The 20,170-nt window shown below is 43.4% G+C and carries 18 protein-coding genes; all 18 read left to right on the forward strand.

The features are described 5' to 3' along the window. The first annotated feature begins 36 nt into the window (after nucleotides 1-36). The 18 genes from EO126_RS05020 to EO126_RS05100 all read left to right on the forward strand — a co-directional run bounded on the left by EO126_RS05020 (nucleotide 37) and on the right by EO126_RS05100 (nucleotide 20,128). Nucleotides 37-909, forward strand: coding sequence for a sirohydrochlorin cobaltochelatase (locus EO126_RS05020; RefSeq protein ID WP_006555012.1), 873 nt, complete (start codon nucleotides 37-39; stop codon nucleotides 907-909). Nucleotides 910-1,041: 132 nt separating this feature from the next. Continuing rightward, nucleotides 1,042-1,896 carry a sirohydrochlorin cobaltochelatase gene (locus EO126_RS05025; protein WP_127007820.1) on the forward strand — a complete coding sequence of 285 codons (855 nt, stop codon included), beginning with the start codon at nucleotides 1,042-1,044 and terminating at the stop codon, nucleotides 1,894-1,896. Nucleotides 1,897-2,079: 183 nt separating this feature from the next. Further along, nucleotides 2,080-2,787: a precorrin-2 C(20)-methyltransferase gene (gene cobI, locus EO126_RS05030; RefSeq protein WP_006555010.1), complete on the forward strand. Its 708-nt coding sequence runs from the start codon at nucleotides 2,080-2,082 to the stop codon at nucleotides 2,785-2,787. 4 nt (nucleotides 2,788-2,791) lie between these two features. Next, on the forward strand, nucleotides 2,792-4,192 hold the full coding sequence (locus tag EO126_RS05035) for a cobyrinic acid a,c-diamide synthase CobB (RefSeq protein WP_006555009.1): 1,401 nt from the start codon (nucleotides 2,792-2,794) through the stop codon (nucleotides 4,190-4,192). Further along, on the forward strand, nucleotides 4,185-4,751 hold the full coding sequence (gene cobO / locus EO126_RS05040) for a cob(I)yrinic acid a,c-diamide adenosyltransferase (RefSeq protein WP_006555008.1): 567 nt from the start codon (nucleotides 4,185-4,187) through the stop codon (nucleotides 4,749-4,751). Before EO126_RS05035 ends, cobO begins: the two co-directional genes overlap by 8 nt. Nucleotides 4,752-4,917: 166 nt before the next feature. Then, complete coding sequence (locus EO126_RS05045) at nucleotides 4,918-5,310, forward strand: class II SORL domain-containing protein (protein WP_040770711.1); 393 nt, start codon at nucleotides 4,918-4,920, stop codon at nucleotides 5,308-5,310. Nucleotides 5,311-5,480: 170 nt separating this feature from the next. Next, nucleotides 5,481-5,624, forward strand: coding sequence for a hypothetical protein (locus EO126_RS10720; protein WP_006555006.1), 144 nt, complete (start codon nucleotides 5,481-5,483; stop codon nucleotides 5,622-5,624). A gap of 246 nt (nucleotides 5,625-5,870) precedes the next feature. Next, on the forward strand, nucleotides 5,871-7,100 hold the full coding sequence (locus EO126_RS05050) for an aspartate kinase (protein ID WP_006555005.1): 1,230 nt from the start codon (nucleotides 5,871-5,873) through the stop codon (nucleotides 7,098-7,100). Nucleotides 7,101-7,278: 178 nt separating this feature from the next. Next, on the forward strand, nucleotides 7,279-10,191 hold the full coding sequence (locus EO126_RS05055; protein WP_006555004.1) for an insulinase family protein: 2,913 nt from the start codon (nucleotides 7,279-7,281) through the stop codon (nucleotides 10,189-10,191). 163 nt (nucleotides 10,192-10,354) lie between these two features. Continuing rightward, entirely contained in the window at nucleotides 10,355-11,758 is a 1,404-nt protein-coding gene (locus tag EO126_RS05060) for an MATE family efflux transporter (protein WP_127007822.1), read from the forward strand. Between the two features lie 203 nt (nucleotides 11,759-11,961). Next, the gene (locus EO126_RS05065) at nucleotides 11,962-12,405 is read left to right on the forward strand and encodes a hypothetical protein (RefSeq protein WP_006555002.1); all 444 of its coding nucleotides are present in this window, start codon (nucleotides 11,962-11,964) and stop codon (nucleotides 12,403-12,405) included. A gap of 83 nt (nucleotides 12,406-12,488) precedes the next feature. Then, nucleotides 12,489-13,652 (forward strand): hypothetical protein, encoded by a 1,164-nt coding sequence (locus EO126_RS05070; protein ID WP_006555001.1) that lies wholly within the window; start codon nucleotides 12,489-12,491, stop codon nucleotides 13,650-13,652. Nucleotides 13,653-13,678: 26 nt separating this feature from the next. Further along, nucleotides 13,679-15,223: an LptA/OstA family protein gene (locus EO126_RS05075; protein ID WP_127007824.1), complete on the forward strand. Its 1,545-nt coding sequence runs from the start codon at nucleotides 13,679-13,681 to the stop codon at nucleotides 15,221-15,223. Nucleotides 15,224-15,326: 103 nt separating this feature from the next. Beyond that, nucleotides 15,327-16,193 carry a UTP--glucose-1-phosphate uridylyltransferase GalU gene (gene galU, locus EO126_RS05080; RefSeq protein ID WP_006554999.1) on the forward strand — a complete coding sequence of 289 codons (867 nt, stop codon included), beginning with the start codon at nucleotides 15,327-15,329 and terminating at the stop codon, nucleotides 16,191-16,193. A 223-nt stretch (nucleotides 16,194-16,416) separates the two neighbouring features. Then, nucleotides 16,417-16,956: a hypothetical protein gene (locus EO126_RS05085; protein WP_127007826.1), complete on the forward strand. Its 540-nt coding sequence runs from the start codon at nucleotides 16,417-16,419 to the stop codon at nucleotides 16,954-16,956. 129 nt (nucleotides 16,957-17,085) lie between these two features. Further along, a complete protein-coding gene (locus tag EO126_RS05090; protein WP_006554997.1) occupies nucleotides 17,086-17,610 on the forward strand; it encodes a biotin transporter BioY in 525 nt (174 codons plus the stop codon). Nucleotides 17,611-17,631: 21 nt separating this feature from the next. Continuing rightward, entirely contained in the window at nucleotides 17,632-18,762 is a 1,131-nt protein-coding gene (locus EO126_RS05095) for a thiolase family protein (protein ID WP_127007828.1), read from the forward strand. Then, on the forward strand, nucleotides 18,755-20,128 hold the full coding sequence (locus tag EO126_RS05100) for an AMP-binding protein (RefSeq protein WP_127007830.1): 1,374 nt from the start codon (nucleotides 18,755-18,757) through the stop codon (nucleotides 20,126-20,128). Before EO126_RS05095 ends, EO126_RS05100 begins: the two co-directional genes overlap by 8 nt. Nucleotides 20,129-20,170: the final 42 nt, after the last annotated feature.

The following is a 20,170-nucleotide window of genomic DNA, read 5'->3' on the forward strand; positions in this document are numbered from 1 at the left end:
GGTTAGAGGTATTCTTGATATCGGAGGATTTTAAATATGAGTACAAAGGGTATTATCTTAGCAACATTTGGTTCAATTTACGGCGAAGCCGTCGAAAAATCCGTAGGCATAATGGAAGCAAAGATTAAAAAATCATATCCCGATGCCGTGATTCGCCGAGTTTTTTTGGCTGAAGCATTGGTTGAGAAGTGGAATGAAAAATATAATAATCCGGTGCAATCCTTGGAAGCAGTGTTGGCCGAATTTAAGAATACCGGCGTGCGCGATGTTTTTGTCTTACCGTTTGCCTTAGTAGCCGATCAATGTTATCAAAAGATGCGCAAAGCTATCGCCGTATTTACCTATAACATGGAGCGTAATGCTATGCGGATTCACGTAGGAAAACCGTTATTGAGTTCCTTAGGTGTGAAAAACTACGCTGATGATTATGTGGCGACCATTGATGCCATCATGAAACATGTAAATATTCGTGCTTTAAATAAATCCATCTTATTGATGGCTAACGGCCAAAATCAATTGGAATTCAGTGCTTTGCAGTTGAAATGCCTATATGGCAACGGCCAGAATGTAGCGGTATTTACATCTAACGGGTTCCCGAACTTCAAACAGGCTTTAACTTTGCTCGATCGTTTGGATCATAAGGAAGTATTGGTAGTGCCGTTGGCGCTTATCGGGTCAGAACACTTAATGGATTATCTTGGTGGTGATCGTTCCGATTCAGTGGCTACACTGTTGACTGAACAAGGTTATGGCGTATCGATTTGGAATGAAGGCTTAGGCGAGAATCCGTTTATTCAGGACTTGTTCTTGAAGCATTTGGCACAATCCATTCGTATGATTGAGCGTAAACAGCAGGCGTATCAACAGGCTAAGTCTGAAAACGAAAGTCGTGCAAGCGTAGCTGTTTAATAAAGCTGGGCCTGAGATAAAAGATTTTAGAGTCGGTTCCATATGGGCTGTACAATATAAATTGAGAAATGATAATAAATTTAATAGTTAACGGTCCTCGCTTTGGGGACCGTTTTTTATAAAGGAGGGTCTATGAAGCAAGCTGTTTTAGTGGTGGCTTTCGGCACTACGGTGCCGACGGCAAGAACCAATCAGATTAATCCGGTGTTTGAGTTTATTAAAGATCAATACAAAGATCAAGAGGTTCGTTTAGCCTTTACCTCACGTATTATTGTTAAACGTTTACGTGAACGGGGCGAGACGATTGATACGGAACAAAGCGCTATTGAGTCACTCATTGCGGAAGGGTATGAATCAATTGTGGTACAACCGCTTCATATGATTGGCGGTGAAGAATTCGATAAACTGAAAGCCAATATTATGGCGTTTGAAGGTCAAGGCCAATTACGTCATATTGCTATCGGTCGTCCTTTATTATATTTCATTGGTCAGGAAGAACGGCCGGATGATTATGATACGTTGATTGAGCGTTTTATTAAAAAACTCAATGTACCGGAAGAAGAAGGCCTTTTGCTGGTCGGTCACGGCGGTATGGCCGCTGGTAACACGGCGTATGCGGCTTTGCAATTAAAATTGTGGCGTGCCGGTCATACCAATATTCGTGTTACCACTTTGGAATGTTTCCCACATTTAGAAGATACGGTCATTCCGTGGGAATGGCTTGATGGCAAACGTCCGGGCCGTATTCATGTGCATCCGTTGCTCTTGGTGGCCGGTGATCATGCGTTAAATGATATCTTCGGAGATGAAGACGACAGCGTCCAAAGTATGCTTGAAGAAGCAGGCTTTGAGGTGGTTCGCCACTTGAACGGTCTTGGGGAATATCGCGGTATTCAGGAAATTTTTGCTGAACATTTGGCAGATGCCATAGTCGGTCGTTATGAAAAACGAAATACTCATCGCCCGTCAATTCCTAATGTCAAGTAAATGTTAACTTGTTTATATTTTTAAAATTGGGTTTTAAAGATTCAACGTTGTGTTTTTTGCAATTTAATAAATAAGGCTTGCTCTTTAGAGCAGGTAACGCATACAATAATAAAGTATGACCATAAGCATGAATCATTTTTTATAGTTAGTTTTGTTATCAAGTGTTAAGAAAAGGAGTTTATCATGAAAGGTAAATTATTTGGTATCGGTGTAGGCCCCGGGGATCCGGAATTAATGACAGTAAAAGCAGCTCGTATCGTTGGGGAAGCAGATATTATTATTACCCCTAAAACCGAAAAGAAAGACGGTTCTGTAGCCCTTAATATTGCTAAGCCGTACATTCAGGAACACACTGAAATCGTGCCGGTAGTATTCCCAATGGTCCTTGATGACAATGCCCAGGCCGAAGGCTGGCAGGAAGCTAAAAAAATCATCGTCAGCTATTTGGAAGCAGGCAAAAATGTAGTGTTCTTGACCTTGGGCGATCCAATGTTCTACAGCACTTACATGTATGTATATCGTTTGATCGAAAACACCGGTTTTGAAATTGAAACAGTTCCGGGCGTAACTGCATTCTGTGCTATCGGCTCCCATTTAGGCTATCCGATTGTAGAAAAAGAAGAAGTGTTGGCTATTGTACCGGCTACCGCTCCTAAAGAAAAAATCGACAAAGTATTGGCTGTAGCTGATGATGCGGTCATCATGAAAGTATATCGCAACTTCCACGAAGTTCAGGAAGTTTTGAAAAAACACGATATGGCTGACGAAGCTGTTATGATCAGTCGTGTAGGTCTTGACGGTGAAGAAGTATATCGTGGTCTCGACAAATTGCCTGAAGACTTGAAATTGAATTATTTATCCACTGTATTGGCTAAGCGTAAGGATCGCTAATATTATGAAATCATATGCCATTCCGAGAGTTGTCATAGCCGGCACCAATTCAGGTGTAGGAAAAACGACCATTGTAGCCGGTTTATTGGCGGCTTTCCATGAACAGGGTAAGGCTGTACAAGCCTTCAAAGTAGGCCCTGATTATATTGACCCCGGTTTTCACAAGTTGGCCAGTGGTCGTGATTGTTACAATTTGGATACATGGTTGGTTCCGCCTCATAAAATGAAACCGTTTTTTGCCGATATGGCAGGCGATGCGGATTTGGTGATTGTGGAAGGCGTTATGGGGCTTTATGACGGTGGTCGTGAAGGCGTGAGCTCCACCGCTGAGATTGCTAAATCGCTTGATGCACCGGTAATTCTCGTTATCGACTGTAAAGCGATGGGCGAAAGTGCGGCGGCAATTGCCAAAGGTTTTAAAGAATATGACCCGGCCGTTAATTTAGCCGGCGTATTACTTAACCGCATCGGCTCGGACAATCATGAGCATATGATTCGTTCCGCCATGGAACGACTTGGCATTCCCGTTATCGGTGCTATTCGCCGCGATGAACGGATGCATTCACCGGAACGTCATTTAGGGCTTACGCCGGTGACGGAAACAGATCCGCAATCGGCGTTGACGACGATACGTGAAGCGGTGAAAGTAAGTGTTGATTTAGCGGCGTTAGCTAAGCTTGCTGAAGAGGCACCTGTCTTGATGGTACCGGAAGCAACCGTTAAAACGGTTACGGGTGAAAAAGCCAGAATCGGTGTGGCCTATGATGAGGCCTTTTCCTTCTATTATCCGGCGAGCCTTCAGGCTTTGGCGGCTGAAGGTGCCGATTTGGTGTATTTCAGCCCGTTAACTGACAGCGAATTGCCTGATGTGGATGCTTTATTCTTTGGCGGCGGTTTCCCCGAAATGTTCCTTGAAACCTTAAGCCAAAATACAACGATGGCACAGGCTGTTCGCAAGGCGGCCGCTGACGGTATGCCGATTTATGCGGAATGCGGCGGGCTCATGTATTTATGTGAAGCCGTTACCGATTTTGAAGATATTACCCGTCCTATGGTGGGTCTTGTACCGGCTAAAAGCGTTATGCAGGCAAAACTTCAAAAAGTGGGTTATGTGACGGCCACAGCATTAGAAGACACGTTGTTGGCACCTAAAGGTGAATCTTTGCGTGGTCACGAATTCCATTTTTCCACTATGGAGTTGACTGAAAATGCCGATGAAGCCGATTTTCCATGGGCGTTCCAATTTGAAGGCGGTCGTAAGCCGCAATCGTATAAAGGCGGTTACAGCAAGGATAATATATTGGCCAGCTATTTACATTTGAACTTTGCCGGTAATGAAGACGCTGCCGAACGGTTTGTGGCGGCCGCCAAAGCATACCGTGCCAAGGAGGCTCGCCATGACTGATAATGCATCGAATGCCAATCGCGGTTTAATTTTGGTGAATACCGGTGACGGTAAGGGCAAGACCACAGCGTCGCTTGGCGTGGCTTTACGTGCCGTAGGGAACGGCTTTCGGGTACTGATCCTTCAGTTCATCAAAGGCGGTTCTGCTTATGGCGAATTGAAGGCGATTGCGGCTTTGCAAAAAGCCGGTATGCCGATTGAGATTCGCCCTATGGGTAAAGGCTTTATTTTTCACAATAAAGAAACGTCCGAAGCCGATTTACAGGCTCATCAAAAGGCCGCTCGTGAAGCCTGGCAAATGTTGACGGATGAAGTTATGTCCGATACGTGGGACCTCATAATTTTTGATGAAATCAACTATGCCGTAAAATTTGGTTTACTGTCGGTTGAGCAGGTGGTTGATTTATTAAAAAATAAACCGCAACGTCTACACGTTGTTTTGACCGGTCGTGATGCGAAGCCGGAAATCGTTGAAATGGCCGATACGGTTACGGAAATGCGCGTAGTTAAGCATGCGTATCAGCAGGGCATCAAAGCAGCTCGCGGCATTGAGTTTTAGTAAAATCCGTGTCAAAGGCTTGTTTATAAATCGAAAAAATTCGCATTTCGTAGTTGAAAAAATTCGGGTAAATGATATAATTATGTTATAGATAGTAATTATTAATTTATTTACTATAAGATAGTTCTTATAGGATATAAGTTTTATGACCAAGGGGGTTATATCAATGGCAGTAACAAACTATGTAAAATCCGCAGACTTTAAAAACGAAAAACACGTTCCTGTAATTACTGCACCTGATACTGTAAAAGCAGGTGAAAAAGTTCACATCGAATTGGAAGTTGGTAAAGATATTGCTCATCCAAACACGACTGAACATCATATTTCTTGGATTAAATTATACTATGTTGAAGAAGGCACAACTCTTCCTTACGAAGTAGCTCGCCTCGAATTCAACGTACATGGTGAAGCCGCTGCCGGCGCCAACGAAGGTCCTGTATATGCAGAAGCAGCCGGTGTAGTAGTAGCTTCTTTCAAAAAATCCGGTAAATTGATTGCTACTTCTTACTGCAATATCCACGGCTTATGGGAATCTGAAAAAGATATCGTTGTTCAATAATAACTTTTTCCGATTTACCGCGTTGTAAATTACAGCTAATAAGCGCCAAGACTTCGGTCTTGGCGCTTTTTTACTACCGCAGACCGGGGACCTTGGGGTTATACTTTATAAATGCAGATCTTTAAGCGTTTGGCCGGTATAAGATTCGTTTTTATGAAAGGCGGGATTCAATGATTTCAATTGTGCAATACGGTTCCGATACCTGCCAGCCTTGCGGCGCCTTAGAGACGAAACTGGGCGCTTGGGTAAAGGAACATGAAGGTATTGATTACAGCTATGTATCCGTTGAACTCGAACCGGCGAAAGCGGCGTAGCAGAGTGTATTTACGGTGCCGGCTATCGTTGTGTATATGGACGGCAAAGAGCTTATGCGTCGGGCCGGCTACTTCAATATTGATGAATTGCTTGAACAGGTAGAGGCTGTTAAAGCCAGAATAGACGGTTGATAAGATACTTCAAAAAGGGAGTTTTCGGCTTTTTTACTTTACATCCATGGCCGTTATATGATAGAGTATCTTTATATATTTTATAGTTATTGTAGAGATAAAGAGGGATGCATAGTGGCCTTAATTGTTAAAAAGTTCGGTGGCAGTTCTGTGGCTTCACCGGAAAAAATTTACAATGTAGTCAATCGCGTTTTGCGCGACAAAAAAGAAGACGACCGCGTTGTAGTCGTTGTATCCGCTATGGGCGATACGACCGATGATTTAGTGTCATTAGCACGCGCTGTTACATCAAGACCTTTCGGTCGAGAAATGGACCGCTTGTTATCAACCGGTGAACAAGTATCCATTGCGTTGGTGGCTATGGCATTTATGGAAAAAGGACAGCCTGCCGTTTCGATGACGGGGGCACAAGCCGGTATTTTAAGCAGCGATAATCACGGGAAAGGTCGTATTTTGACGATTGATCCGAGCCGTGTGTTCAAAGCACTTGATGAAGGCAATGTCGTTGTAGTTGCAGGGTTCCAGGGTATTACCGATTGCGGTGATATTACAACTCTCGGCCGAGGTGGTTCCGATACGACTGCTGTTGCATTGGCGGGGGCTATGCAGGCAGATGTATGTGAAATCTTCACCGATGTGGAAGGTGTGTATTCGACCGATCCTCGAATTGCACCGAATGCGGTTAAATTGGATGAGATTACTTACGGTGAAATGCTGGAAATGGCTCGCTTGGGGGCGGGTGTTATGCAGCCACGTGCCGTAGAAATGGGCAGCCGTTACGGTGTACCGATCCATGTACGTTCTACATTCAGTGACAATGAAGGGACCATTATTCGGGAGGACTATACGATGAAAGCAAATGAGCATGTAATTCAGGGCGTAGCCGATGATACCAATGTGGCGAAAGTTTCAGTGGTAGGCGTTGAAAATAAACCGGGCATTGCCCATCATATCTTCCAAAGTTTGGCAGATAAAAATGTAGATGTGGATATGATTGTACAGAGCATTCGTACCGTTGAAGATCAGAAGACGGACATCGTATTTACCATTACATTGGACGATGTTGTATTAGCACGCGAAGTGTTGGATAATCTTAAAGCGGAAACGAAGATGGAAGAATATGTTATTAATGAAAAAATGGCAAAAGTATCCATCGTAGGTGCCGGTATGTTGGGTGAACCGGGCGTAGCGGCTCAGATGTTCGGCATTTTGGGCGAAGAAAATATTAATATTGAAATTATCAGTACATCTGAAATCAGCATTACCTGCTTGATTGCAGAAGATCGTGTTAAAGATGCGATTCGTGCTATTCATGATAATTTAGTAATCGGCAATCGCGGTTAATAGATTGACTTTATACAGACTTTCTTAGGTTATTTGATGAGTAACCTAAGAAAGTCTGTTTTATTTTGAAAATATTACTCAACTTTAGTATAATATACATTGTGCACAGTTTATTTGAGCACACAGTAATTCAATTAACACATAAATTAACCATAGATTTTTGTAAAAGGAGTTTTATATGAAAGAACAAACTGTATACAGCGGCTTTAAAGTCGAACGGATTGAAACTGTTCAAGAAGTAAACGGCACGGCCTATTTAATGAAGCACGAAAAGTCCGGCGCCCGTTTGTTATATATTGATGCGGATGATACGAATAAAGTATTCTCCATTGCGTTCCGTACACCGCCTAAAGACAGCACCGGTGTGGCTCATATTATGGAGCATTCCGTGCTTTGCGGCTCCCGTAAGTTCCCATTAAAAGAGCCGTTTGTAGAACTTGTTAAAGGTTCTTTGAACACATTTTTGAATGCTATGACATATCCGGATAAAACAATGTATCCCGTAGCCAGCAAAAATGACAAGGACTTCCATAATTTAATGGATGTATACTTGGATGCTGTTTTCTACCCGCGTGTGGCTACCGATAAAGAAATCGTAATGCAGGAAGGTTGGCATTATGAGCTTGATAACGCTGATGATGAATTGACTTATAAAGGCGTTGTTTATAACGAAATGAAGGGCGTATATTCCTCGCCGGATTCTGTTTTGGAAAATCATATGATGACGGAATTATTCCCGGACACAACCTATGGGGTTGATTCGGGCGGTAATCCGGATAATATTCCGGACCTCACGTATGATGCGTTCCAAGAATTTTATAAAAAATATTACCATCCGTCCAACAGCTATATTTTCTTATACGGCAAAATGGACATCGAAGAACAGTTGAAATTCATCAATGACGAATATTTGCAAAACTTCGATGCCATTACGGTGGATTCCGAAATTACTATGCAACAGCCGTTTGCGGAAGGTAAAGTTGCATCCTATCCGTATAGTATCGGTTCCGATGAAAATGAAGCGGGCAAAACCATGCATGCGCTTACCTACGTAATGCCGGAAATGACCGTTGCCGATAACTTGGGCTTTGATATTTTGACTCATGCTTTGTTGACTTCGCCGGCCGCACCGCTTAAAGAAATGCTTGTTAAAGCAGGGGTGGGCAGTGATATCAGCGGTTATTTCTTGGATAGCGTACGTCAACCGATTTGGAATATTTCCGTAACCGGTTCTGAAATGAAAGAACAGGGCCGTTTGCAGGAATTGGTGGAAACGGAATTGGCTCGTTTGGTTAAAGAGGGCATTGATCCTACTTTATTGGAAGCGTCCTTAAATATTACGGAATTTTCCTTGCGTGAAGCTGATTTTGGCGGTCGCCCTATCGGTCTTGCTTACGGTATTCGCGTCATGGATCAGTGGAATTATGACAAAGATCCGATTGAAGCTTTACGCTACGAAGGTGCTTTAAAACAGCTTCGTGAAGGCCTCACAAACGGTTATTTTGAAAAATTGATTGATCGGGCTATTCTTAAAAACTCGCATAAAGCATTGGTTTCCATTTATCCGGAAAAAGGCTTGCAGGAAAAGAAAGAAGCGGCTGAACGTGAAAAATTGAATGCTTTGAAAGCCACGCTTTCCAAAGCAGAAATTGATGAAATTGTAGCGCAGACAAAAGCTTTAAAAGCACGTCAGGCGGCACCGGATACGGAAGAAGCATTGGCTACGATTCCTCTCTTGGAATTAAGTGATTTGTCTCCTAAGGTTGAACGTGTTGAACGTATCGACAGCAAGTTGGGTGATGCTACGCTTCACTTTGTACCGACTAAGGCAAAAGGCATCAACTATACGGCTTTTTATTTCCGTTTAGATTGTCTCACCGAAGAAGAACTTTTCTATGCTAATTTATTGAGTGAATTTATTTCTCGTGTGGATACAGCCAAACGCGGTTATGATGAAATTGCCAAAGATATCAATTTAAACTTAGGCGGTTTCAGTTCCGCATTGTCGGATTACACCAAATATAACGAACGTGATGCGTTTACGCCGTTATTCATTGTTCGTGCCAAAGCTTTACATGCTAAGTTGGCAGACTTGGTGCGCATCGTTTCGGAATTAATTATTGACAGCACATACACGAATGTGGCTCGTTTGACTGAACTTATTAAAGAAACTAAAGCTATTTGGGATACGGAAGCATTCCGCCGCGGTCATACGATTGTATCGAATCGTGTTATGGCTCAAGTATCGGAAGTCGGTAAATTCCGTGACTTAAACGGTTTAGGTTACTTTGAACAATTGGCAGAGTTGGCTAATGATGAAGCAGCCCTTAAAGCATTGCCTGCTAAGTTGGCGGCTGTGGCAGCTAAATTATTCCGCCCGTCTAATGTGGATATTAACTTTGTCGGTGAAGGACAGGAATTTGAAGTTTTTGAAACATTGCTCGGTGATGTTTTACCGCAGTGGACAAATGAAGCAGTACCGGCTGACCAATTAAAGATTACGAAGCAGTATGTTAATGAAGGGATTGTTACTTCCGGTAAAGTACAATATGTGGCTCAAGGCGGTAACTTCCGTGATCACGGTTTCAAACCGAGCGGTGCCATGAAAGTGCTTGAAACGGTATTGCGTTATGACTACTTATGGACTCGTATCCGTGTTCAGGGCGGTGCGTACGGTGCTTTTGTAAACTTCTACAATAACGGTAACTTTGTGCTTTGCAGTTATCGCGATCCTAATTTGACGGAAACGTTGAAAGTATATGAAGAACTCAGTCAATACTTACAGAAGCTTGCTATTTCGGATCGTGAAATGCGCAAGTATATCATCGGTACTATGAGTGGTTTGGATGTTACTTTGACACCGTCTTTGCGCGGTCCGCGTGCTATGAGTGAATATTTCGGTGAAGCAACACCGGAAGATGCGGAACGCTTGCGTGAGCAGGTTATTGCCTGCAAACAGCAAGATTTGACGGCTTTGGCTGAAGTGGTAGCTTCGGTTATGAAAGATAGTCATATCAGCGTTATGGGCAACGAACAAAAAATTAAAAAAGCAGGTGATATCTTTACGGATGTCATTTCTTTACCTCAGTAAGTTTACTTTTCTGAAGTGGTTTTGCTTGTATTCTTGAAACCGCAGACTTTGCGATAAGTCGGTTACTGTGTATAATTAAATATGAGTAGATAACACTCCTAGGCAAGGGCCTTGACCTCTGTTTAGGAGTGTTTTTTTAATTAAATTATAAAGAGGAGCAGTCATGTTTTTAGGCTTAACGGGACGATTAGGCATAGATTATATTTTGCCGCCGGCTAAACGTTTGGGGCCGGTACCGACGACAAAAGAAATTTATAGGGAATATATCGATGTGGCCTGGCCGGCTACGATGCAGGGGCTCTTATTGCAGCTCATGACGGCTGTTAATCTGGCCATGGTCGGGGCTCTTGGGGCCGATGCGTTGGCAGCAGTGGGGATTATGAGTCAACCGCTTATGGTCATGCTCGTTTTCGTGCGTTCCGCGGCGATTGCCATTACCGCTATTGTGGCGCGCCGTAAAGGGGAAGAAGACTATGAAATGATGAATTCTGTGCTCAAACAGGGGATTTTATTGACCATATTATTTTATGTACCTTTACTGTGTCTGAGTTTTTATTTTTTAGAACCTGTTTTAACCTTTGCCGGTGCGCAAGCGTCGTATATTGATGAAGCCGTCGGTTATGGTCAGTTCGTTATTATCGGTTTATTTTTCTCCGCTATCGGTGTTATGCTCGGGGCGGCTCTTATCGGGGTAGGGAATACGAAGGCCATTTTTAAAGCCAATGCCATCGGCAATGTGCTGAATGTAGTTATGAGTTTTACTTTAATTTACGGGCTAGGGCCGATTCCCGCCTTGGGGATTAAAGGGGCCGGTATAGCGACTATGACAAGTTATACTTTGATTTGTTTTCTGTTGCTCTATGCTATTCATACCAAAGATTCGCATCTGTCTTGGCATCGCGGGAGCTGGCGTTTTGACCGCAATATTTTAAGCTCTATTTACTACATTGGCGGCAGCTCTTTGGGGGAACAGGCATTTGAGCGTTTCGGCATGTTTGCGTATACGAAAATGGTCGCCTCTTTGGGGGTTGTTGCATTGGCAACGCATCATATTTGTATGAATTTAATCGATATTTTTTACTATTTTGCCATGGGACTCAGTTATTCCGGCGCGTCCTATACAGGGCAGTCGCTTGGTAAAAAACGCCCTGATTTGGCAGAGGCTTACGGACAGATCGGGGTACGCATTGCGCTCTTTATTTCGGTTATCGGGTTTATCGTTTATTTCGGTCTGCGCCATGTGGTATTTGATTTTTTCACTCAGGATTATGCCGTTTGGCAACTGGGGGCGGATATTATGATTTTGATGGCTTTTGCCAGCTTTCCGCAAGCCTTGCAATTGGTGTATTCCGGCGTGCTTAAAGGGGCGGGCGATAACTTCTATGTTATGAAGTATTCGCTCTTTGTTATCGCTATTTTCAGACCAATCATTACCTATCTGCTTTGTTTTACATGGGGATTCGGGCTTTACGGTGCCTGGGTGGCGCTTTTAATCGACCAAAGTTTACGCACCGTTTTTTCGGGGTGGCGATTTAGAACAGGTGTGTGGCAGCATATAAAAATTTAAGGTGAATAAAGCCGGTATATCGTAAATCGCCATGGGCGTGTCAGGCACAATATGAACAATGTGTGACGGTATATAAAAATTTGATAAATTATACAAAGAATGGCGTATTATCGTCGTTTAAGCAAGGACAATCGCTTTGATTTGTGATATAATAACATCAGTATAAACAGCTTATTATGTATACGATAGAGGAGGATATAGATATGAAAAAGAAATTATTGGCTACGGTTATGGCTGTATCGATTGCTACACTTTCTACCGGTGCATTTGTAAATAACACACAAGCGTTCAGCTTGAATTTGGGCAGTATTTTAAAAGTCGGCGGCGTAGGTATTTTAGTTGACCGTTTCGGTGGTCAAATTAATGACTTTTTGAACAAAATTTTGGCTCAAAACAATTTGAGCACTACCTATACAACTAAAGTTGTACCGATTGTCAGCGTAGGCACAAACGGTTATATCGGGGCTGCTCAGGTAACAGGTCCTGCTTCCGAAGTGGAACGTGTTGAAGCGGTAGCTCAGATTGAAGCCAGCTTTAACAATGTAGCTCGTGTTAAGGGATTAGTACCGATTGACAGCAAGAACCCGGTTAATGCTTCCCGTATTCAAGGGGTCGGCGTATCCGCTATTATTGATATTAAAATCTAATGCTTTGAAAACAGGTTGATTTGAAATCAGAGCTGACATATCAAAATATCAATTGTAGTTCAGTTCTTGTAATTGGAGGAAGTATGAAAAAACAAATGCTTTTGTTGGCGGTAGCAGCACTTATGTCAGGCCAGGTATGGGCGGCGGCTCCGGAAACAGTACTAGAGAAAACAGATGCTTTAGAAAATACCGTTTACGGTTCAACACAGGTAGGGGCTTTGGTCGACCGTGTACAACAAATCAGTCAGACCGTGTATGGTAAAGACTCTTCCGGCACTTTGAATTCACAAGTTGATTCTTTATATAATTCTATCGACGGTAATGTACGCGGTAAAGTATCGGTCAGTCAGGAACTTTCCATGTTGGAATGGCATTATCAGAATAAAATCGGTACCGGTTCTTTGATATCCCGAGTGGAACAATTGGAACGCAGTGTAACCGGTCGTATTGGTACCGGTGCTTTGGATGCGCGTATTAATTCTTTAGCCAAAACGATTAACGGCGCACCGTTGAAATTGACTTCTCAAGTCGGTTCGGCAGCTTCTACTGATGTATTTGCGGTGACCTTAGATACGCCGATTAATACGGCTACCAATAAATTAGGCGATAAGTTTACCTTTACTGTAGCCGAAGATGTTATGGACGGTAATATTTTATTGGTACCGGCCGGTACTGTCGGTGAAGGTCATATTTCCGAATTGAAAAAAGCGTCTTCCTTTGGTCGCAGCGGTAAATTGGATTTAATATTTGATAAAGTTCCAGCTTTGGATGGTACTGAATTTACGGCTGTTCAAGGGGACGAAGCCAAGGCTCGCACGCAACAGGAATTGAAAGCAGCCGGCGCTTCTGTAGCAGGTGCCGTATTATTGGGGCCTGTCGGTTTGGTAGGCGGTTTCTTTGTAAAAGGTAAAAATATTGATTTACCGGTAGGAGCCACTATTTACGTACAGCCGCAAGAAACGGTAACGGTTCAAGGCATTGTAATCGGCGGTGACGGTCAGGCTCATAATTCGAGCGATCCGAATTCACAAGATTCCTATGATCAATATAATTTAGGTGACGCATCCGAACCGGTAACTTTAGTTCCGGCAGATTCCGCTGAAGATTCCGAAACTCCGGTTACTACAGTGGAAGAGTCCGATAATTCGTCCGGTACGGTAGAAGAATCAGATTCAGAAGCAGAAGAATCATCCGATCAAACAAGTGTATCGCAATCACAACCGATTATCGTTGTGAAACGCAACTAATCCAATGAAAATGAGGTAGGTAAAAGATGGTAATGAAAAAGGCTAAGTACGCATTGGGTGCCGCTTTAGTCGCCATGCCTTTATTAGCCGTGCAGGCTGCTGATGATAGAGGCTTGGTTTATGAAAATGCTCAAGATATATCAACCGATTCCAATCCGGTATCGATAGTGCCTATGAACGAATCCGATGGCGGACTCATCCGTGTAGTGCGCCGCGGTCAACCGGTAACAACGGTCAGTGACAGTGAAATGCCGGTTAAAGTGGATGCGGACAGCATGTACTACAGCAGTGCTACCGGTAATGTGGTAGCTGTCGGTAAAGTAGATGCTTACCAGGGCAGTCGTGAAATTCATAGTGAAAAATTGTTAGGTAACACCAAGTCCCAAGAGTATACGACAGACGGCGAATTTCATTACCTTGAAAATAAAGGGGCTACCAAAGATTTACGCGGTCAAGATTTGGTGTTTAACAGCGGTACCAATGCTATGACGACACCTAATGTTACCGGCTTTGCGGATCCGTACTATTTAAAAGCGGAGAAGGCTGAGTTTGACGGTAATCAGGGCCTCATTACGAACGGTTGGGTTACGACCGAACATGCCATGGCGTATAAAGGAGTACCGGATTATCGTATTGAAGGCAGTACGATTGAAGTATATCCCGGTGATAAAGCGATTATTCACGACGCCAAATTATTTATTAAAAACGGCAAAATTTTAAGTACCAAGAAATATGTAGTGTCCTTGCGCGGTGACCGTAAAGGCAAATTTAATGTGTTTAATTTGATTCCGAGACCTTCATATACCAGTGATGACGGCTTCGGCTTAAAAGGCAGTATTGCATACCCTGTGGGTGATAGCGGTGAGTTATTCTTCCGTTATCAATGGATGACCAAAGAAGGCTTTAAGCCAAGTTACGGTTATCGTCATTACTTGCCTTGGGGCGTTGCTACCTTTGGTGTAAACCGAGAATCGGCCACTTTAAATGCCCGTACCGTTTGGGTTGAAAAGAAACCGGAATTTTCTGTATATACCAATGTATATCATATCGGCGATACGCCGTTTACTGTTCGCGGCGGCGGTAATGTGGGTTACTGGAAGGAAGATTACATCAAAGGCAGTCATTATATGTACTTTGGTGAAGTCAGCCATGATCCGATTAAATTGGCCAAAAATGCTAATTTAAGATTCTATACAGGCTATCAACGTGACTATTACGGTTATAACGACCACGTTCGCAGTATGCCGTACTGGGGCGGTAATGCTAACTGGCGCTTAAATTCTCGCGTAAATTTATTTGCAGGCTATCGCCAGAATAATATTAATGCGAAAGATAATTCACCATATCCGTTCGACCGTGAAGATATTCTGCGTAACTTCCGTGCCGGTGCCTCTTTCCGCTTAACACGTCTTGATACTTTTGTTATTTCGACGCAGCGCGATGTGCAGTCCGGTGAATTACGTTATGTAGACTATACATGGCATCGTGATATGCACTCCTTTGAAGGTTGGCTCACATATCAGTCTAAACAGAAAAAATGGTCTTATACAGTCGTTGCCAAAGACTTCTAATAAGCCATTTGGGCAATGGATTGACGTTTACTGTTGAATCAAACATCGTTTTATAATTTTATGTAACCGCTATTGTCAGCAGATGAAGAGAGGTCTTTCTAACATGGGCAAAGTTCGCAAAGCCATAATTCCGGCCGCCGGTTTCGGTACTCGTTTCTTACCGGCTACCAAAGCACAACCGAAAGAAATGTTACCGATTGTCGATACACCGGCGATTCAATATATTGTGGAAGAAGCGTTGGCCTCCGGCATCGAAGAAATCTTGATTATTACGGGGCGCAATAAAAGAGCCATCGAAGATCATTTTGACACCAGTGTTGAATTGGAGCAGTTGCTGCAACAACAGGGGAAGAAAAAACAATTGGCTGTGGTTCGTTCCTTGGCGGATATTCGTGTTCATTTTATTCGCCAAAAAGCACCGCGCGGTTTGGGCGATGCTATTCTTTGTGCGAAAGCTTTCGTAGGTAATGAACCGTTTGCCGTATTGCTCGGTGATGATGTGGTATATAATCCCGAACATCCTTGCTTAAAGCAATTAATGGATTGCCATGACCGCCTGGGCGGAACGATTTTAGGTACCCAGCGTGTGGCCGAAGAAAAGGTAAGTTCTTACGGTATTGTAGCGGGCCATGAAATTGAACCGCATATTTATAAAGTGGACGGCTTGGTTGAAAAACCGTCACGTGATTTGGCACCATCGAATCTGGCCGTTTTGGGGCGTTATATTTTGATGCCTGAAATCTTTGAGGTACTCGAAAATACACCGCTCGGTGCAGGTCGTGAATTACAGCTCACCGATGGCTTGGCCGGTTTGCAGAGTGATGTGTACGCTTTGGAATATGAAGGCCGCCGCTATGATATCGGTGATCGTTTGGGCTATTTGGAAGCCACTGTGGAATACGGTTTGCGGTCTGAACAATGTAAAGACTTATTCCATAAGTACTTGAAAGAATTGATTAAAACTTTGTAACAAATTTTATTTAATGAATTGTTTGATTCAGTTTTGATCCGATTGTTGTTTGATTTGCAGTTATTAAAGTTGTTTAAAGCCTTTTTCAAAGTAAGTACTTCACAGCTTTTGAGTACGCTTTGGGAAAGGCTTTATTTGTTAACGACGAAATATGATACAGTTGACGAAAGACTATGATTTTTATATAATTTTAAGTAGATTTGCGAAAGAGGGAGGCTCCAAAATGCGTGAGTTATTTAGGGCTATGATTGATGCTGATAAAGAATTACCGCGTACTATGGTGATTGCGCAATTGAAATGGCGACAGCTTGATACATCAACGGAACGTACCGAGATTCGTCAGAACGGCGAATGGTATGAAACCGATTTGGCACGCGGTGAGGAAGGGCTTACCGTTTTGCTGAAGGTGTTAACGGCTGAATCAATACCGGTTAAACCGAAACCGGCGAAGGCCGAATACCACATACCGGTTGATGTAACGCCGTGGCGGGCATTCAGTCGCACTGAGATTTTGGACTTTGTAACCGATGTGCGAGATATGAACAGTATTCACCAACAGGAAAATGCAGTGGTGCCCGGTTGTTTGATCATGGAGGCTATGGCCGAGTATTTGCAAAGCCGGACATTGGCACCTGTTTCCGCTATTAAAATTCGATTCCGACGACCAACCTTTGTAAATGAGTTGATTTCGTTAGAAACGAATGGCCGTACTATTCAAGGCTTTACAGAACACAGACCGGTATTTACTTGTACCTTCAAGTAATATAATTAAGAAGCTGTCTTAGCTGAATGAGATGTCAGGGGACTTATTATGTAGTATGACAGCTGTTATAATCATTGGCTGATATTTCATACGGTGTATTATTATTTATTTTTTGTGAGGTTTTTTATTATGTCGGATACTCGTAAATTGACTAAAATGGCGTTACTCGTGGCTTTAACCTGCGTGTCCGCTTATATTTCATTCCCGATTCCGTTTTCACCTGCTATGGTAACGGCTACGACTTTGGTATTATGCTTAATCGGATTTTTATTACCGCCAAAAGAAGCCTTCATTACCATTTGTGTGTATTTGTTATTGGGGATTATTGGTGTACCGGTATTCTCGGGCGGTACCAGCGGTCTCGGTAAAATTTTAGGACCTGCAGGCGGCTATTATATCAGCTATCCGATTGCGTATACTATCCTCAGTATGTTTAAAGGCAAAACGCCTTCTTTCTTCGGGTATTTCTGGCGTTCTGCGGTGATTACGATTCCGATTACTTACATTTTCGGTATGATTGGTGGCATGATTGTTACGAATATCGGTTTGGAAGCCGCTATAGCAGGCTATGTATTGCCGTTCATTCCGGGCGACCTTATTAAATGCGGTATTGCCGCTTGGTTAAGTGTTAAAGCAGCGAAATTAAATATTTAAGAGACAATTGTTGGAGGCATAATGAAGACACAACAAACATTGTCTCCGGTGTACATAATGGGCGGCCTTAGGACGCCCATTGGTTCATATAAGGGGCAATTTAAAACTATAAAACCGGAAATATTGGGAGCTCGTGTGTTGGATGCTTTGTATGCACAATATCCTAAGGCGGATGAAATTATCTGCGGTAATGCAGTGGGCACGGGCGGTAACATCGGTCGCTTGACTGCTATGTATTCTCGTTACGGTGAAAAAACGCCGGCCTATACGGTGGATATGCAATGTGCCTCGGCCGGTGCTGCTATTATTCAAGGGTACCGGGCTATTCGCAGCGATATGGCCGATTGTGTAATTGCCGGCGGTACGGAAAGTAGTTCGTTGCAGCCGCTCAGAACATATGCCGACGGTGACGACAGAGTCGGTGAATATAAAGTGGCTCAGTTTTCACCAAAGGAAAATGATGCCTTGGCCATGTTAAAAGGGGCTCAACGGACAATTAAAAAATATAATGTGAGCAAAGAAGAGCTGGATTATTGGAGTATGCGCAGTCAGCAGGCGGCCGGTAAAGCCCGTGATGAAGGAATCTTGGCTCCTTATATTTTGCGTATGGGTGAAGAATATGTTGATGAATCTGTACGGCCCGGTTTGTCACAGCGACTTTTGAACCGCATGAAGCCAATTTTGGGGCCGGGTACTTTGGTGACGGCCGGCAATGCCTGTTTCACTCATGACGGGGCGGCGTTTGTCGCTTTGAGTAATACGCCGGGACCGTTTAAAATGGCGGATGCCATTACTTTTGCCGGCGATCCTTTATATAGCCCCGAAGGCGCTTGGCAGGCAACCGAACAATTATTGGCCAAAACAGGGCTCAACATGGCTGATATAGACGCCGTTGAATGGAATGAGGCTTTTGCGGTTATTGATGTGCTGTTTGAACGCAATTATAAGCCGTATACAGATCGATATAACCGACTGGGCGGTGCATTGGCTTACGGCCATCCGTATGGCTGCTCGGGAGCTATTATATTGCTTCATTTGATGGCTGCCTTAGATCACTGCAACGGTCGTTACGGTATTTGTGCCATTGCCGGTGCAGGCGGTATGGGGACAGCTATGCTTATTGAACGAATGGAGGCGGTCAAAGGTGAGTAAAAATGATACGTGGAGTTCCGTGGAGCCGGTGAGCGAATCAAGTATATTAAGCACCCCTCAGCTGTCGGGCCTCACGTTTTGGCAGCGTCTTGATTATTTAGCCGTTAATTATCCGAATAAGCCGGCTATAGTGGTTGATGATGCGGTCTATACGTATGAAATGCTAAATAAAGCTATTGCCGAGACAGCACAGCAATCTGTCAAAGGTTCATCGATTAACTATATCCGCTCCGGTTCGGTGTGGACGCAATTGACAAAGTGGATTGGTGCCATGAAAGCAGGGCAGTTACCGATTCTGTGTCATCCCGATTTGAGTGATGAACGCATGACACAATTGCAGGCTAAATACGGCTTTGTCATTGATCGTAAAGTTAATCCGAAGGCTGATTTCGGCGTACTTACTTCGGGGACCACGGGGCTGCCTAAAATTTTATGGCGTCCTTTGCCGAGTTGGGTAGATTTTCTCAAAGCTCAGAATGAAATTTTTAAAATAGATTTTGATACAATAATCTTTTTGCAGGGAAGTTTGAGCTTTACAGGTAATTTAAATACACTCGTGTCGGTTATCTATGAAGGAGGAACGGTCATTACCGCGTCTCACATGTCACCGCGTACGTGGCTTACTTTGAGTGAAAAATGGTCTGTTACTCATTGGTATTTGCTGCCTACTAAATTGCGTTTGGTTACGGCTGTATGGCAGGATAATTTACCTAAATTGCGGATGATATTTACCGGTTCACAGACATTGGATGCCAAATTACTTCATAAATTAAAGGCTTTGCAGCCGGCTACAGAGTTTATTCTCTATTATGGAGCCAGTGAGCTCAACTATATTTCTTATTGTTCCGGCGAAGAATGGTTGGCTGAGCCGAATACGGTAGGGTATCCGTTTCCCGGCGTTCGTGTAACTGTGGGCGATGACGGTTTTATTTATGTAGATACACCATATGGTATAGAAGGTCTGACTTTGCCGTTCACGGTCGAAGATACGGGGTATATCAGTGACAGCGGACGCCTTATTTTTACGGGACGCAAACAGGCTATGATTAATCGGGGCGGCTATAAATTGTCGATTCCGTATTTAGAAAGCCGTTTACTGGCCATTGACGGGGTGACGGCCGGTGCTGTTATCGGTGTGCCGGACGAACTTCGTGGGGAACAACCGGTAGCTTTTTTAGTAAAAAGTGAAAATGCCGCTATACAAGATATAGTAGGTGCTATTTCTGAACGACTGCTTACAAAAGAACGCCCGAAGGATATTATTTGGCTTGATGAGTTGCCTTTGACAGCCTGCTCGAAGGTTGATATTGTGCGTTTAAAGCAATTATACGGGCAAAGTCTTGTCAAGCATGAAAATAATATATAGTATAAAATATTGCAATCAACTACAAGATATTGTATAATAAGC

This window comes from Veillonella seminalis (assembly GCF_003992065.1).
Lineage (GTDB): Bacteria > Bacillota > Negativicutes > Veillonellales > Veillonellaceae > Veillonella_A > Veillonella_A seminalis.